The sequence below is a fragment of the Chloroflexota bacterium genome (genome assembly GCA_013152435.1).
Classification (GTDB): Bacteria; Chloroflexota; Anaerolineae; order DUEN01; family DUEN01; genus DUEN01.
On sequence record JAADGJ010000012.1, the window covers coordinates 129,926 to 146,249 of the forward strand.

The 16,324-nt window shown below is 65.1% G+C and carries 10 protein-coding genes and 1 pseudogene; all 11 read left to right on the forward strand.

Features of this window, described 5'->3' with window-relative positions:
- Positions 1-437 precede the first annotated feature (437 nt).
- Positions 438-1,785: pseudogene (locus GXP39_01705) on the forward strand (transposase).
- Positions 1,786-2,064: 279 nt separating this feature from the next.
- Positions 2,065-2,730, forward strand: coding sequence for a phosphate signaling complex protein PhoU (gene phoU, locus GXP39_01710; GenBank protein ID NOZ26756.1), 666 nt, complete (start codon positions 2,065-2,067; stop codon positions 2,728-2,730).
- Positions 2,731-3,264: 534 nt separating this feature from the next.
- Positions 3,265-4,068: a GntR family transcriptional regulator gene (locus GXP39_01715; protein NOZ26757.1), complete on the forward strand. Its 804-nt coding sequence runs from the start codon at positions 3,265-3,267 to the stop codon at positions 4,066-4,068.
- A 112-nt stretch (positions 4,069-4,180) separates the two neighbouring features.
- Entirely contained in the window at positions 4,181-5,644 is a 1,464-nt protein-coding gene (gene ngcE, locus GXP39_01720; GenBank protein NOZ26758.1) for a carbohydrate ABC transporter, N-acetylglucosamine/diacetylchitobiose-binding protein, read from the forward strand.
- A 102-nt stretch (positions 5,645-5,746) separates the two neighbouring features.
- Positions 5,747-6,622 (forward strand): sugar ABC transporter permease, encoded by an 876-nt coding sequence (locus GXP39_01725; GenBank protein NOZ26759.1) that lies wholly within the window; start codon positions 5,747-5,749, stop codon positions 6,620-6,622.
- Position 6,623: 1 nt separating this feature from the next.
- Complete coding sequence (locus tag GXP39_01730; GenBank protein NOZ26760.1) at positions 6,624-7,508, forward strand: carbohydrate ABC transporter permease; 885 nt, start codon at positions 6,624-6,626, stop codon at positions 7,506-7,508.
- Between the two features lie 39 nt (positions 7,509-7,547).
- Entirely contained in the window at positions 7,548-10,541 is a 2,994-nt protein-coding gene (locus GXP39_01735) for a DUF5107 domain-containing protein (GenBank protein NOZ26761.1), read from the forward strand.
- Between the two features lie 3 nt (positions 10,542-10,544).
- Complete coding sequence (locus GXP39_01740) at positions 10,545-11,498, forward strand: hypothetical protein (GenBank protein ID NOZ26762.1); 954 nt, start codon at positions 10,545-10,547, stop codon at positions 11,496-11,498.
- Complete coding sequence (locus GXP39_01745) at positions 11,492-12,223, forward strand: sugar isomerase domain-containing protein (protein ID NOZ26763.1); 732 nt, start codon at positions 11,492-11,494, stop codon at positions 12,221-12,223. Before GXP39_01740 ends, GXP39_01745 begins: the two co-directional genes overlap by 7 nt.
- Positions 12,223-12,951 (forward strand): SIS domain-containing protein, encoded by a 729-nt coding sequence (locus tag GXP39_01750; GenBank protein NOZ26764.1) that lies wholly within the window; start codon positions 12,223-12,225, stop codon positions 12,949-12,951. The genes GXP39_01745 and GXP39_01750 overlap by 1 nt, the downstream gene beginning before the upstream one ends.
- Before the next feature lie 2,345 nt (positions 12,952-15,296).
- On the forward strand, positions 15,297-16,324 hold a 1,028-nt coding region (locus tag GXP39_01755; protein ID NOZ26765.1), incomplete at its 3' end, for a tetratricopeptide repeat protein.

Consider the following 16,324-nt stretch of genomic DNA (forward strand, 5'->3'; position numbering starts at 1 on the left):
GTGTCTGAGAATTTACCGGCACGGTGTCTGAGGGTCTCCCTCAGCGACCAGCTCCACAGGGGGAGGTCCCCTCCACGGAAAACCCCACTTTTCCGGCCTGCACCTGCCTTTCTCGGCCCTTCCCGAAGGGCCCAGGCCGAGGTCAGGCAGGTCGAAGGCAGAAGAAAGGCTTTCTCCGGAGAGGTAGAGCCCCTCCCTCCGGTTTGGCCCTTTGGGTAGCGAAGGGTAGTACCCTTCGCTACCCATACCAAGATATAGGGGGATGCCATAAAAGAGGCCGCATATATAGGACCTCAAAGAAAAAGGACAAACTCCAGGGAGGGGCAGAAGCAATGGCATTTCTCAGACACACTCTAAGCTCGACTTTGTACGAAGTTTGATAAATAAGCGTGGGCAAGGTAAGCTTTGACCAGACTCTACTCCAGAGGAGGTCAAAGATGCTTACCCTGCCCGAAGCAATTATGCCATTGTTGGAGCCGTTCTGTCCACTGTTCCATCGTTCGACGTGGGTCAAGGTGCAGGTTCTGCTCGTGGGGGCCATTCTGGCGGTGGGCAAGCGCACCGTTACCTCGGCTCTGCGAGTGATGGGGGTGAGCGATGAAAGCGGTTTTGCCAAGTACCATCACGTGCTGAACCGAGCGGTTTGGTCGTCCCACCGGGTGGCCGAGATGCTGCTGGCGCTGCTGATGGTCCATTTGGATAAGGGCACGGGCCCCCTCGTGTTTGGGATCGATGAAACCATGTTGGGGGCTAAAGATCACGGCCCGGGGCATCTATCGCGATGCGGTGCGCTCGAGCAAGCAACACTTTGTCAAGACCAGTGGTCTGCGCTGGATCAGTATGATGTGGCTGACATGGATCCCCTGGGCCCACCGGACTTGGGCCTTGCCCTTTCTCACCGTGCTCGCACCCTCGGAAGGCTATTATGAAACGTCGGTGCGACGGCATAAGACGTTGACGGACTGGGCCCGGCAGATGATCTTTCAACTCCGGCGCTGGATCCCCCATCGGCCGCTGGTCGTGGTGGCCGATTACAGCTATGCTGTGCTGGAGCTTCTCCATGCCTGTCAGCAGTTGGCCCATCCTGTGACCCTGATTACCCGCCTGCGCCTGGACGCCGCTTTGTATGAACCGGCCCCTCCCTACTCCGGCAAGGGACGCCCCCGCAAGAAAGGCCAACGCTTGCCCACCCTGGAGGCCGTGCTCAACAGCGCTCAAACTGTCTGGCAAACGGTGACCGTGACCTGGTATGATCAGCATCCCCGCACCATGGAAATCGTCTCCCATACCGCCGTCTGGTACCACCCCGGCAAACCACCGGTCCCGCTGCGCTGGGTGTTGGTGCGTGACCCGCAGGGGGAGTATGAAACGATCGCCCTATTGGCGACCGACCCCGACCTCGCTCCCATCCAGATCGTCAACTGGTTTGTGCAACGCTGGCGCCTCGAAGTGACGTTTGAAGAAGTCCGCATGCACCTCGGTGTGGAAACACAACGCCAATGGTCGGACAAAGCCATTGCCCGCACGACGCCCGCCCTGTTGGGCCTCTTTTCTTGGATCACTTTGGCAGCCCATCTTCTGGCCCAACAGCACCAGGTCACGGTGCGCCAGGCTGCCTGGTATGTGAAGGTGCACCCCACCTTCTCTGATGCCATCAGTTGGGTCCGTCAAGCACTCTGGTTCCCGACGGCGACTTTTTGCATGTCGCCTCGCGAGTCGGATATGGTGAAAATCCCGCGATCCCTTCTGGATCGCCTGGTAGATACCGTCTGTTACGCTACCTGAACGTACAAAGTCGAGCTAAGATCCTCAGAGTTTGGAGAGCTTACGAGTGTGAGAAGCGGCCTCGCTATACTCCTTTCCATGCCCTTCTTGGTGTCTTGGTGGCTTCGTGGCGTGTTCTTCAGACACATTCGCAGACGCCGACGACGAGGCGACACGCCCCCATCCACGCCGAAATCGGGTTGCACAAATCCGGGATGTGCGCTAATATCCCCCTATCCCTGCAGATCCCCTGCCAAGATCACCGAGAAGCCCGGCGACACGCGACCACTGAGGTGACGCATGCTGAGACAAACGTTTGACCGAGAGTTGCAGCGGCTCCAGGATGATATCCTGGCCCTGGGTGATATGGTGGAAAAGGCGCTCTTGGAATCCGTGGAATGTCTGAAGAGACAGGATCAGGAATGCGCCCGCCGGATCATCGCGAACGACAGCCAGATCAACGCGAAGCGGTTCGCCATCGAGTCGGACTGCCTCACCCTGATCGCCACACAGCAGCCCATGGCCAGCGACCTGCGCACCCTCGCCGCTATCCTGGAGATCGCGACCGAGCTGGAACGCACAGGCGATTACGCCAAGGGGATCTCCAAGATCAATCTGCTGATCGGCAACGCCCCCCTCATCAAGCCGCTGATCGATATCCCCCGCATGGCCGAGAAGGCGTGCGACATGCTCAGCCGCGCGCTCAAGGCCTTCGCGGAGCGGGACGTCACGGCCGCCCGGGAGATCCCCAAGGAAGATGACGAGATGGACGCCCTGTACAACCAGGTGTATCGGGAGTTGCTGACCATCATGATGTCCGACCACAGCACCATCGAACAAGCCAGTTACCTCCTGTGGGCCGCGCACAACCTGGAGCGGGCCGCTGACCGGGTGACCAACATCTGCGAGCGCGTGATCTTCACCGTGGAAGGCGAGATGATCGAGGTGGACACCGAGGAGATATAGCCCCAGCGCACCCTCCCACCGGGGCGATCGGCCGCACGCGGGGCCCTCATCCGCCACGCGGCTCCACACTATCCCCGCCCGTACCCACGCCCCTGGATCCAGCCACGCGAGGGCGGGTCCCGGCCCGCCCTACGACTTGAAGCCCTCACGATATACACACACAGGCGACTTCCCTGATCCGCCGGTAGTGTATCCAAAAGGATGGGAATCCCGCCAGGCGACCCGCGACGCCCATCGCAAGTCCACAGGGGTGATGCGAAGGGAGGTCCCTCCGCCCAAACACCCTCTTTTCCGCCTGACACCCGCCCTCTCCCGGCCTGATTCGGGTGGATAAGGCCGGGAGAGACAGGTGAGGGGCGGAATCAGAAAATTTCTTTTGAGGGGCTGCGCCCCTCAATGCTCCCCGTTGTGTTTCCACCAAGAAAGATGCACGATCGCTCCGTCGTCCACTTGCCATCTTTTGCCTCGCGTGGTATCATCTAGTATAGACTGGTATAGAGCACCCTTCCACAAGCACACCAAGGAGCCAAACACATGAGCTCTTTCCGGCTCCTCCTACAAGCCATCGACAAAGAGGCGGCCAAGCCGTTATACGTCCAGCTCAAAGAATCCCTGCTGGAGGCCATCGAAAACGGCGACCTCACACCCCATCACCGGATCCCCTCCGAGCGAGAGCTGAGCGAACTCACCGGCCTCAGCCGGATGACCGTCCGGCAGGCGGTACGCAGCCTGATCCTGGAGGGCCGCCTCTACACCGTACCCGGGAAGGGCACCTTCGTGGCCGATCCCAAGATCGAGCAGCGGCTACGCAACCTGACCGGGTTCACCGAGGAGATGCGAAACCAGGGGCTGGCACCCACATCACGCGTGCTGTCCCAGAAGCGCATCCCCGCCCCGGCCAACTGCGCACGGATGCTCCGCATCGCCCCGGGTGCGGAGGTGATGTGCCTGCATCGCCTGCGCCTGGCCGACGGCCAGCCCGTGGCCATTGAGAAGGCCTGGCTATCGCTGGAGATGTTCCCCAACCTTCTCGAGTTCGACTTCGCCGCCAACTCGCTTTACGACGTATTGCGTCGCTCCTACAGGGTCATCCTGCAGCGGGCCGAACAGGTCGTGGAGGCGACGCTGGCGGACGAGGCGACGGCGGAGCTGCTCGGGGTCTCCGTGGGGGCCCCCCTTCTAGCCTTCGAACGGATCACGTACGACTCGAACGGGACGCCCATCGAGTTCGTGCAATCCGTCTACCGCTCCGACCGGTTCCGCCTGCGCGTGGCGTTGGACGTAGGCGCCGAAGCGGAGAGCGCCGTACAACAGCTTGTCCTGCCAACCCAAACCTGAGGACCTTCCACACCATCGCCGCCCACCATCCAGGTCGTGATCTGTCGGCAAGTGGTCGACCACTTCTTCGTCGCCGTCCCAATATCCACATTCAAAACCTTAACGGAGGTGCATGATGAGCACACAGAAGAATCTCTCCCGCCGTAAGTTCCTGAAACACACCGCCGTCCTCGGCGCCGGCGCCGTTCTGGGAGGCAGCGCGCTGGCAGCCTGCGCTCCGTCCACGCCCGCGCCGGAGCCCACAAAGGCCCCGGAGGCGCCCGCTCCGGCAGCGCCCGAGCTGCCCTTCGAGGTGGCGCCCGAGGCCATCGATCCGCTGAACGTCGAGAAGGGGGTCACCATCGAGGGCGTCTTCTTCCAGGGCGGCTACGGGATCGACTATATCAAGTACGCCGCGGACATCTTCGAGAAGCTGCACCCCGAGACGAAGATGTCGGTCACGGGCATCCAGCGCGTCGGCGAGCAGCTGCGTCCCCGCTTCATCGCGGGCAATCCGCCCGATGTCATCGACAACAGCGGCGCCGGCAACCTGGACACCACCGCCCTGGCCGCCGAGGGGCAGCTTCTGGACCTGGAGCCGCTCATGAACGCGCCGGCGCTGGACACCCCCGGCAAGCTGTTCAAGGAGACCCTCTTCCCCGGCTCCCAGGATGTGGGCGTGTTCGACGGGAAGCAGCTCTTCCTGAACATCGCCTACACCGTCTTCGGCATCTGGCACAGCAAGTCCCTGTTCGAGAAGAAGGGATGGACCTATCCCAAGATGTGGGACGAGATGCTGGAGTTCTGCGAGACGGTGAAGAAGGAAGAGGGCATCTACCCCTGGACCTACCAGGGCAAGTATCCCGGCTACATGGTGTTCGGCGTCCTGATGCCGCTCATCTACAAGATCGGCGGCAACGAGGCCATCATCAACATCGACAACCTGGAGCCGGACGCCTGGCGAGCGCCCGAGGTCAAGCAGGCGGTCGAGCTTATGTACCAGCTCGCGGTGCGTGACCTCATCATGCCGGGCACGGAGGGCCTGACCCACACCGAGGCCCAGGCCGAATGGCTGAAGGGGAACGCCATCTTCATCCCGTGCGGGACCTGGCTGGAGAACGAGATGAAGGGCGTCACCCCGGAGGGCTTCGACATGGTGGTCGAGCCCGTCCCGGGCGTCCAGGGCGGCAAGGGATCGCCGGAGTCGATCTACGCCTCCTCCGGGGAGACCTACTTCGTGCCCGCCAAGGCCAAGCACCCCAGGGGCGGTATGGAATTCCTCCGTTGCCTGATGTCCAAGGCCAGCGCCAAGTTCTTCGTCACCGAGGTCAGCTCGATGATGCCGGTCATCGGCGGGACCGAGGGCGTGCAGCTGAGCTCGGCCATGGACTCGGCCATCAAGGCCGTGGCGGCCGCCGGGGACGAGATCTTCGTCTACCGCTTCAGCAGCTGGTACCGCAAGCTGGGCACGGAGGTCAGCAACCGCACCGGCGAGCTGCTGACCAAGCGCATCACCCCGGACGAGTTCATCGACGCCGTGCAGAAGGTGGCGGACGAGGTGAAGGCCGATCCGGACATCAAGAAGTACCACCGCTAAAGCCATACGCCTCGCTTCGGCGACCGGTATCAGGATACGTGTCTGGCCTGCGTCCCGCGCGGACGCGGGCCAGACGCCTTGTATCTCGCATGGAGGCGCTCCGTGTATCGCGGCAAATATCGCATCATCATCCCCTTCCTGTTTCCACCCATCGCCCTGTACCTGACGTTCGTCCTCTATCCCTACCTGCGGGCCATGTACGTGAGCCTGACCCGGTGGCGAGGGCTGACCCCCAACCCGGAGTTCATCGGCCTGGCGAACTTCGCCAAGATGCTCCACGACCAGTACTTCTGGAACGCGCTCAAGCACAACATCATCTACCTGTTCACCCTGCCCATCATCATCATCGCCATCGGGCTCTTCATGGCCTTCCTCCTGACCCAGGGGGTGCGCTTTGCGAACTTCTATCGCATCGTCTTCTTCTTCCCACAGGTGATGTCCGTCGTGGCCATCGGCGTGTTGTGGAGCTTCGTCTATCACCCCACCCTGGGGATCCTGAACGCGTTCCTGAAGCTGATCGGCATCCAGTCGCCGCCCGTCTGGCTGGGCAACCCGTCCACCGCGCTGGGCGCCGTGGGGGCCGTCGTGGTCTGGCAGACCGTGGGGTTCTACATGGTGCTCTTCATCGCCGGGATGGAGTCCATCCCCATCACCTTCTACGAGGCAGCGCTGATCGACGGGGCCACCCAGTGGCAGCTCTTCTGGAAGATCACGCTGCCGCTCCTCTGGGATACGGTGCGCACGGCCCTGGTCTTCCTGGCCATCGGCGCCATCGACATGTTCACCATCGTGCAGACGATGACGGAGGGCGGCCCCAGCCGGGCGACCGACGTGCTGGCGACCTATCTGTACGAGTCCGCCTTCCTGAACAGCGAGTTCGGCTACGCCACGGCCATCGCCGTCTCCATGTTCCTGTTGGTGTTGACGCTTTCCATCATCCTCATGCGAGTGACTCAACGCGAGGCCCTGGAGTTCTGAGATGACGACAGAAACCCTCTCCCCGGTCGGGACCCGACGGAAAGGCTCGAGCAACATCTCCGCGACCCTGGTGCGCCTGATCATCGGCATCCTGCTGATGGCATGGGCCATCATGGTGATCTTCCCCCTGCTGTGGCTGCTCTACAGCTCTCTGAAGACGGATCAGGAGATCTTCTTCAATCCCTGGTCCCTCCCGGCCACGCCCCAGTGGAACAATTTCTCACGCGCGTGGACCAAGGCGCACATCGGCACCTACTTCTTCAACAGCCTGGTCGTCGTCATCCCCTCCCTGCTGCTGACCCTGCTCTTCTCCTCGATGGCCGCCTATATCCTGGCCCGGTTCCCCTTCCCGGGCAACCGCGCCATCTTCTATCTCTTCTTGAGCGGGATGATGTTCCCCGTCTTCCTGGCCCTGGTGCCCCTCTTCTTCCTGGTGAACGGCCTCGGCCTGCTGAACACCTACACGGGGCTCATCCTGGTGTACATCGCCTACTCGCTGCCCTTCAGCATCTTCTTCCTCACGGGGTTCTTCAAGACGCTCCCCTCCGAACTCCACGAGGCGGCGATCATCGACGGCGCCAATCAGTACCAGGTCTTCTTCCGGGTCATGTTGCCCCTGGCGCAGCCCGGCCTGGTCAGCATCGGCATCTTCAACTTCCTGGGCATGTGGAACCAGTATATCCTGCCCCTGGTGCTGATGTCCGACAGCGCCAAGTACCTGCTCACCCAGGGATTGGCCTATATGCTCCATCAGCAGTATTATCTGAACGACTGGAGCGGCCTCTTCGCCGCGGTCACCCTCGTGATGATCCCCACCGTGCTGGTATATTCGATCTTCCAGGGGAGGATCCAGAAGGGCATCACCGTGGGCGCGCTGAAGGGATAGGCCGACCTCCCCACCACAAGCATTTTGAGGTGTGCCATCATGTCCGCTTCCCCCGTACGCGCCTGGGAGACCACCCTGGCCCTCGATACCTATCCGATCGGGCCGCCCGATCCCTTCCCGCCCTACCAGCTCACGGGCAACGCCAGCGTCTACCCGTATCCTCTGCTGGACACCCTCTCCACGGAGAAGGAGCGCCGCGAATACCGGGCGTTGATGCTGGAGAATCGCTACCTCCAGGTGACGGTGCTCCCGGAGTTGGGCGGGCGGATCTATCGCGTCCTCGACAAGATCAGCCAGCGCGACATGTTCTACACGACGCGAGTCATCAAGCCCGCCCTCATCGCGCTGCGCGGGGCCTGGATCGCCGGCGGCATCGAGTGGAACTTCCGCAAGGGACACCATGTGGACACGCTGTCCCCCGTGAACGGCTGGATCGCCCAGAACGACGACGGCAGCGCCAGCATCATCGTGGGACACCCGGAGTGGGTCTCCCACATGCGCTGGCAGGTGCGGATCACCCTTCGCCCGGACGACGCCGCCATTTACGTCGACATCCGGCTGAGCAACCCCACCCGAATCGCCCACCGTTACTACTTCTGGAGCAACAGCGCCGAGGCGGCCACCGACGGGCTTCAGATCATCTGCCCGGCCAGCAGCGGATGGGGATCCAGGGGGAATCGCTTCCGCTGGCCCGTGCACGAGGGCCGGGACCTCCAATGGTACCGCAACATCCCCGGCAGCTCCGACGCCTTCCTGTATGCACCCCACCGTGACTTTTTCGGGTGCTACGACCACGACGCCCACTATGGGCTGGTCCACTTCGCCGACGCGCGCCGGGCACCCGGGAAGAAGTTCTTCACCTGGGGCGTGGACGAGCATGGGCTGATGTGGGCCGAGATCCTGAGCGACGGCGACGGACCTTATGTCGAGTTGCAGGCCAGCCCCCAGCTCGATCAGCACGTGTGGGACATGTTCCCGCCCCAGACCGTCCACGCCTGGGACGAGCGGTGGTGGCCCGTGCGGGCGATCGGGGGGTTCGTGTGGGCCAACGATCGGGCGGCCGTGAACCTACAGGCCACGGACGGCCGGGTGCAGGTGGGCGTCTGCCCCTCCCGCCCGCTGGGGCGTTGCCGCATCACGCTGCAGGACGGCGATCGCATCCTCTGGGAAGCCCACGCCGATCTGGCGCCCGAGCGCCCCTTCACGACGAGCGCGGAGCTTTCCCTCGACGCGTCCGCCCGAGAGCGCCTGTCCGTACACGTGACCGACATCTCCGGGGAGACGATCATCGCCTACGATCCGAAGGTGCATACGCCGGACGTCCCGCTTCCCCCCGAGCGGCCCCGTCCACCCCGCGCGTCCATGACGGCGGAGGAGCTAACCGTCGCCGCGCGCGTGAAGGAGACGGAGGCGGAGTACGACGAGGCGCAAGACCTCTTTCGAGAGGCCCTCTCCCGTGATCCGGGGTTCTCCGCGGCCCACGTGGGGCTGGCCCGGCTGTCGGCCCGGCAGGGGCTATGGAGGGATGTCCTGGAGCACACGGAGCAGGCGTTGAAGCGGGACCCCCATCACGGGGAGGCGATCTACCTGTCCGGCCTGGCCCACGCGGCCCTGGGCGACGACGAGGCTGCCGAGACAACGCTGTGGCAGCTCCATCGCGATCCCGCCTGGGCCACGCCCGCCTTCGTCGCGCTGGGCGATCTGGCGGCGCGGGCGGGGCGGTGGCCGGAGGCGATCGAGCTGTACGAGCAGGCGGCCTCCCCGCTGACCGGCCCCCGCCTCTCGTTGGCGTTCCGCCGCCTCGGACGGACGGAGTCAGCGCTGCGCCACAGCCGGGCGGCCGTGGAACGGGATCATTGCGACGGGGCGGCCTGGGCCGAGGTGTGGTTCGCCACCCGGGAGACGGCGGACTTCGACGCGCTGCGGGCGGCGCTCATGGACCAGCCGGAGATGTGGCTGGACGTGGCCCTCTTCTACGCCGATCTGGGGGCCACGGACGAAGCCCGGGAGCTGCTATCCTGGGCCACCGACGAGGGGCACCCGGCCGCGGATCACCCCATCGCCTGGTATCACCTCGGGCGCCTCCAGGACCGGGCGGAAGATCGGGCGGCCGCTGGACAGGCGCTCCGACGGGCCCGCCGGCTGCCCCCCGCCGAGATCTTCCCCCACCGGCTGAGCACGCTGGACGCCCTCGATTACGCCCTGGCCCACGACCCGGCGGACGCCCGTGCACACCTGTACCGCGGCGAGATCCTCTACGCCCTGGGGAGGCGCCCGGAGGCGGAGGAGGCGTGGCGCGCCGCCGTCCGTCACGAGCCGGGATTGGCCGTCGCCCATCGCAACCTGGGGCTGGCCGCCTACCAGGCTGGCAGATACCAAGAGGCGCTGCGGCACTACGAGGAGGCCGTCCGGCTGGCTCCGGACCAGGTACGCCCGCACCTGGAGCGGGATCGGGCGGGGCGGGAGGCGGGCGTGGAGCCCCGCCAGCGATTGGATTGGCTGCGCCGGGCCCCCGCCAGCGTCCGGGCGGACCATCGCGTTGCGCTCCAACTGGCCCATCTGCACACCCTTGTCGGCGAATACGACGCCGCGATCGACCTGCTGGAGTCCACCTGGTTCCATCCATGGGAGGGGGAAAAGCGCGCCCGGCAGGTGTACGTGGACGCATACCTGGGACGAGCCGGCGAGGCGTATCGCCGCGGAGATTACGAGGCCGCGCTGGCCGACTGTCGCCGGGCGCTGGAGTACCCGCCCAACATCCGGGTGGGTCGCCCCCATCAGACGGCGGACGCGGCGATCGCCTACCTGGCGGGGAGGGCGGCGGACGCGTTGGGGAGGCGAGAGCTGGCCGCGTCGTTCTACCAGGCCGCCGCTCAGGAGAGCCATCCCCCCGAGTCGCCGCTGCGATACCATCAGGCGCTGGCGCTGCGCGCGCTGGGGCGAGAAAAGGAGGCCGAGGCGATGCTCGCCGGGATGGACCCGAGCCTGCGAGCCCAACTGGACGCCCAATGGGCCTGGCTGCGCGAGGGGTAGCCCATGCCACCGAGCGGGCTTCTGATCGCCATCGAGGGAGGCGGCACCCGCACCCAGGCGGCCCTCTTCGATCTCACGGGTGAGCTCCTGGCGACGGCCCAGTCGGGCCCGGTGAACGTGAACTTCACCACGCCGGAACAGGCGCGGGCCGCGGTGGAGGAGGCCGTCGCCGCCGTGCTTCGTGCGGCAGGCGCCATCCCCACCGAGGTGAAACGGGTCGCCTACGCGCTGGTGAGCACCCCCGAGGTCGCGCTGCACGCCCTGCAACGGGCATGCCCCCAGGCCGAGCGGAAGCCATACGGGGAGGGTCAGGTGGTGTTCGCCCGGGCGGGACACTACCGGCCCCACGGCGTGGCGATCGTGGCCGGCACCGGGACCAGCGCCTGGGCGATGCGCCAGGACGACGGGCGCCAGATGGCCTTAGGCGGCTGGGGCTCCCTCCTGGGGGACGAGGGCAGCGCCTACGCCGTCGGCCTGATGGGGCTGCGAGCGGCGGCGAAGGCCTGGGAGGGACGGGAGGCGCCCACCGTCCTGATCGAGGCCGTGCGCGAGCACTTCGGCCTGCGCGATCCCGATTTCAAAAAGGCGCTGATCCGCCTGGCTTACCGCAAGCCGCTGAGCCGCACGGAGATCGCCGGCTTCGCCCGGGCGGTCACGCGAGCGGCAGCGGAAGGGGATGCGGTGGCGCGCCGCGTCGTGAACAGGGCGGCGCACGATCTGGCGGAGCTGGGCCTCCAGACCGTCCGACAACTGTTCTCCCCCCAGGAGGCGCTCGTCGTGGTGGCGGCCGGCGGCCTGCTGAACGCGGGGGAGCCCATTCTGAGCCCTCTACGCCAGCGGTTGCGGGCGGAGTACCCCGCCGCCACGCTCCAAATCGGAACGGAGGAGCCAGCCGTCGCCCTGGGCCGGCTGGCTCTTTACGATATCTCTTCGAGAGGTGAGGTGTCACCGTGCTGATCGAACGCTACTTTGAGGCCATGCAAGCCAAGCTTTCCGAGATCGCCTCGGATCTGGAGCCGATCCGACAGGCCGCCCGGCTGTGCGCGGACGCGCTGGCCCAGGGCGGCGCCATCCACATCTACGATAGCGGACACCTGGTGTCCCACGAGCTGGTTCGCCGGGCCGGGGGGCTGGTCGCCCTCAGCCGTCTCTCCTTCTCGCTGAATGTGGACAATGAGGTCCGCACCCGGCCCGCCCCACCCGATCCGGACGTGCGCCAGCGTATCGGCTACATCGAGCATATCTTCGACGGAGGCCAGTTGCGCAGTGGCGACGTGTTGATCGTCGGCAGCGTGTCGGGGAAATCGGCCACCATCGTGGAGCTGGCCCTACAGGCCCGGGCCCACGGGCTGACCGTGATCGCCCTGACGGCGGTGGCCTACAGCTCCCGGCTCACGTCGGAGCACCCCAGCGGCCGGCGGCTGTTCGAGGCGGCCGATCTGGTCCTGGACAACCATGCGCCCTATGGCGACGCGATGCTCACGGTGGAGGGGCTGGATACCCCCATCTGCCCCGCCTCCGGGATCGGCGCGGCGTACGTGCTCTGGGGGGTGACGGCGGGCATCATCGAGGAGCTCCTCTCCCGGGGGTTGACGCCCACCGTCTACCCCAGCGTCAACCTGCCGGATGGCCCCGAACGGGTACGGGAAGCGGAAGAAAGAGCCCTGGAGAAGGGATGCTGATGAGATACCTAGATCAGATCATCGATCTACTACAGGAAGTCCGTGAGACGCAGGTGGAGGCGATGGAGCGAGCGGCCGAGATGATGGCCGACGCGATCATGAACGATCACATGATTTTCGTGTTCGGCCCCTCCCACGCGGGCATCCTGGCCCAGGAGCTTTTCTATCGGGCGGGCGGGTTGGTGCCCATCAACCCGATCCTCCCCCCCGGCCTGACGACGGACGTGCGCCCGGTCACGCTCACCACCCGGCTGGAGCGGCTGCCCGGCTTCGGCACTCAGATCATCGAGGAGACGCCCATCGGCCCGGGGGATGTGCTGATCTCGGTCTCCGTATCGGGGCGAAACGTGACGGTGGTGGAGGCCACCCAGGCGGCCAAGGCCCGTGGGGCGAGGATCATCGCCCTGACGTCGCTCCAGTACTCCCGCTCCGTCGCCCCCCGCAGGCCCGGCATGCCCCGCCTCTTCGAGATCGCCGATCTGGTGCTGGACAATCGGGCGCCCATCGGGGATGCCCTGGTGGAGATCGACGGCCTGCCCCAACGGGTCGGGCCGTCATCCACGGTGACGGGGGCGGCGATCCTGAACGCGGTGGTCGTGCGGACGGCGGAGATCCTATCCGAGCGGGGGGAGGAGGTGCCGATCTTCGTCAGCGCCAACGTGGAAGGCGGGGACGAGAGCAATCGGCAGTGGCTCGAACGCTACCGAGGACGGCTCACGTACCTATGAAGGGCAGAGAAGGCCAGGGATGATCGGCAGCCGTTGGCTCGTTGCCGAACGGGCCGCCAGCAAGCAAAACCAAAGTAGTAGTAGCAAAACCAAGGGAGGGCAGATTTCCATATCTGCCCTCTCGAAGGCTTGCATGGACGTGCTCGAACGCTGCCGAACGGGCCGCCAGCGAGCAAAACCAAAGGAGGGCAGATTTCTATATCTGCCCTCTCGAAGTCATGGCAGCAAAACCAAGGGAGGGCAGATTTCCATATCTGCCCTCTCGAAGTGAGAGTCGACACCCGTTGCGGCGAGGCTCCCTGTCATGGCAGCAAAACCAAGGGAGGGCAGATTTCCACATCTGCCCTCCTCAAAGCGAGTCGATATCCATTGCGGCGAGGCTCCCTGTCATGGCAGCAAAACCAAGGGAGGGCAGATTTCCACATCTGCCCTCCTCGAAGCGAGTCGATATCCATTGCAGCGAGACTTCCTGTCATGGTAGCAAAACCAAAGGAGGGCAGATTTCCATATCTGCCCCCTCGAAGCGAGAGTCGATATCCATTGCGGCGAGGTTTCCTGTCATGGCAGCAAAACCAAGAGGGGCAGATTTCCATATCTGCCCTCCTCGAAGCGAGTCGATATCCGTTGCGGCGAGGCTCCCTGTCATGGTAGAATAGAGCAGGCAAAGTCGGCTTCCTCCCCTCAAGCGCGAGGTGTTGAACATGCCCGCCATAGGCTCCAAACGCGGCTGGGTCCTCATACGGGCCGCCTTGCTGGCTTTCGTCGAGGCCGCGAATGTGTTTCCTGCCCCTGAAGGCCCGCTTCTCGCCGGAGCAGCCGCCCTGACGGCAGAGCTCACAGCACTGTTCACCACGAAGCGGAAGAGCCTACCCCGGGAAGCCCGAGATCTTCTCGCCTCCCTGAGAAAGGATTACCAGCAGCTGTTGGAGGCCGAGAGGGACCGCGCTGATCTCTCCCAGGCGGTGGAGACTGCCCTGGGCATACTGGTCCATCACGGTCTGGGGCCTGACGGGCTAGTCGCCCAGGGCCTGGACCCTGACCGGGCCGCCCGGCAGACCCTTCGCGATGGCGCGGCTTATCTACGGGACCTGGAGCAGGCCACGGAAGACCTGGTGAAGCGGTTGGTGCGCGAGCACTATCGCCTGCTGCTGTCCCATGAACGAGCCCTAAATTACGTAGGTGTGGAGGCGTTGGCCGTCCTGCTGGAAGGGAGCGAGAAACTACAGGACCTCCTGCTGCGTCTGCTGGAGGCCGACCGGGTGCGGGCCCGTCGCCACGTGCGCTGGCCCGTGCGCAGCTACGCCCCCGAATGGGGCCTGCAGCCCGTCATGTTGCGACCGGAATACAGGCTGGTGGACTACAACAAGAGCCAGGCTCATGAGAAGGCCCGAGACGAGCTGTTGGCCTGGCTGCGGGGATTGGCCAAACAGCCTGTGGACCAGCGGGTAGGCGTGCGTCTCTATGTGGGCCCCGGAGGTGCGGGGAAGACCCGCCTGCTCCTGGAGGTGGGGGACGCCCTGCGAGCGGAGGGCTGGTCCACAGGTTTCCTGGCCGTGGATGGGGCCACCGAGGAGAACGCTTGCTGGCTGGTGGATGCGCCCGGCCCAACGCTGCTGATCGTGGACTACGCAGGGACCCGCTCCGGCGAGGTAGAGGCCCTGCTGGACGCCCTGGCCGAGAACCGGCATCGCCAGGACCCCTTCGCCCTGGTGCTGCTGGATCGCAGCCAGCCGAGCTGGTTCCGATCCGCCTTGCAGCAGGGCTCGGATCTAGGTTACGTGGGACGCCCCGAGTTATCCCTGCCGCCGACCGTGGAAACCCGAGCGCACCAAGTGCCCCAGATCGAGCCCGAGGATTTGCCGGAGATCTATCAAGCCGGCGTGGTAGGGCTGGCCAGGGCCATCAATCAGAAGCCACCGCAGGACAGCTCCCCTCCCGCCCGATTGCCCCGGCGGCCGTTATACGTGCTCTTGCTGGCTCTGCTGACCGTGGCCGGGGAGCCCTGGCCGGAGGATACAGCCGATGAGAACAGCATCCTGGCCCGGGTATGGGACTGGATCCGCAACCGCTGGCGCTACCGGCTTAGAAACAACCCGGAAGTGGATTCAGACTGGTTGAGATCCCTGGTCCCAGACGACCTGACACAGGCGGGCATCGTTGAAAAGGTGCTGGTGGTGACCACCCTGGGCCGGACCTTCGCGACGGAGCAGGACTTGGCCGCGTTTCTCGAAGCACAGGATTGGTTGCCACGGAACAGGTACGGCCATACACCGCTCCCTTCCTGGCTGGCCCGGAATCTGGTACAGCTCCTGCCGGCCGATCCGGCCGACGCAGACGAGCGGGGGATATTGGCGCCCATTCGGCCGGACCCTCTGGCGGACTTCGTGTTGGCCAGGCGGCTGCAGGAGCAGCCGGAGCTGCTGGATCGGGCGTTGCCCACGGTCGCGGAGGTAGCCGTGCATCCGGCCGAGGCCGCCCAGGTCGTGTCGCGAGCCTTAGACGCGCTCGTGCATCTACACGATCCATATCCCACCGTGGCCCAGGCCGGGCTGAGGCAGGTACAGGCTTATCTGGACCGTATCCTGGGAGAATCCGACCTGAGCCCGGAAGCCGCTTGGAGATTTCTCTACACCCTGGAGAGCGAACTTCCCTATCCAGATCGCACGGTTCTCCGGCGACCCCTGGTGGCCGGGGTCCACCAGGCACTATTACAACGAACGCCCGAGGGGGCTGGAGAGGAACGAGCCCGGCTTCTGAACAACCTCTCTGGAGCCCTCTCCGAGCTGGGGCGGCGGCAGGAGGCCCTGCAGGTCACCCAGGAGGCCGTGAAGCACTACCGGAAGCTGGCCGACCGCAACCCCGACGCCTTCCTCCCCAACCTGGCCGGGAGCCTCAACAACCTGGGCATGATCCTCTCCGCGCTGGGGCGGTGGCAGGAGGCCCTGCAGGTCACCCAGGAGGCCGTGAAGCACTACCGGAAGCTGGCAGACCACAACCGTGACGCCTTCCTCCCCAACCTGGCCACAAGCCTCAACAACCTGGGCAATATCCTCTCCGAGCTGGGGCGGCGGCAGGAGGCCCTGCAGGCGACGCAGGAGGCGGTGGAGCACTATCGGGAGCTGGCCGACCGCAACCGTGACGCCTTCCTCCCTGATCTGGCCATGAGCCTCAACAACCTGGGCACTCGACTCTCCGAGCTGGGGCGGCGGCAGGAGGCCCTGCAGGCCTCCCAGGAGGCCGTGAAGCACTACCGGGAGCTGGCCGACCGCAACCCCGACGCCTTCCTCCCTGATCTGGCCGGGAGCCTCAACAACCTGGGCACTCGACTCTCCGAGCTGGGGCGGCGGCAGGAGGCCCTGCAGGCCTCCCAGGA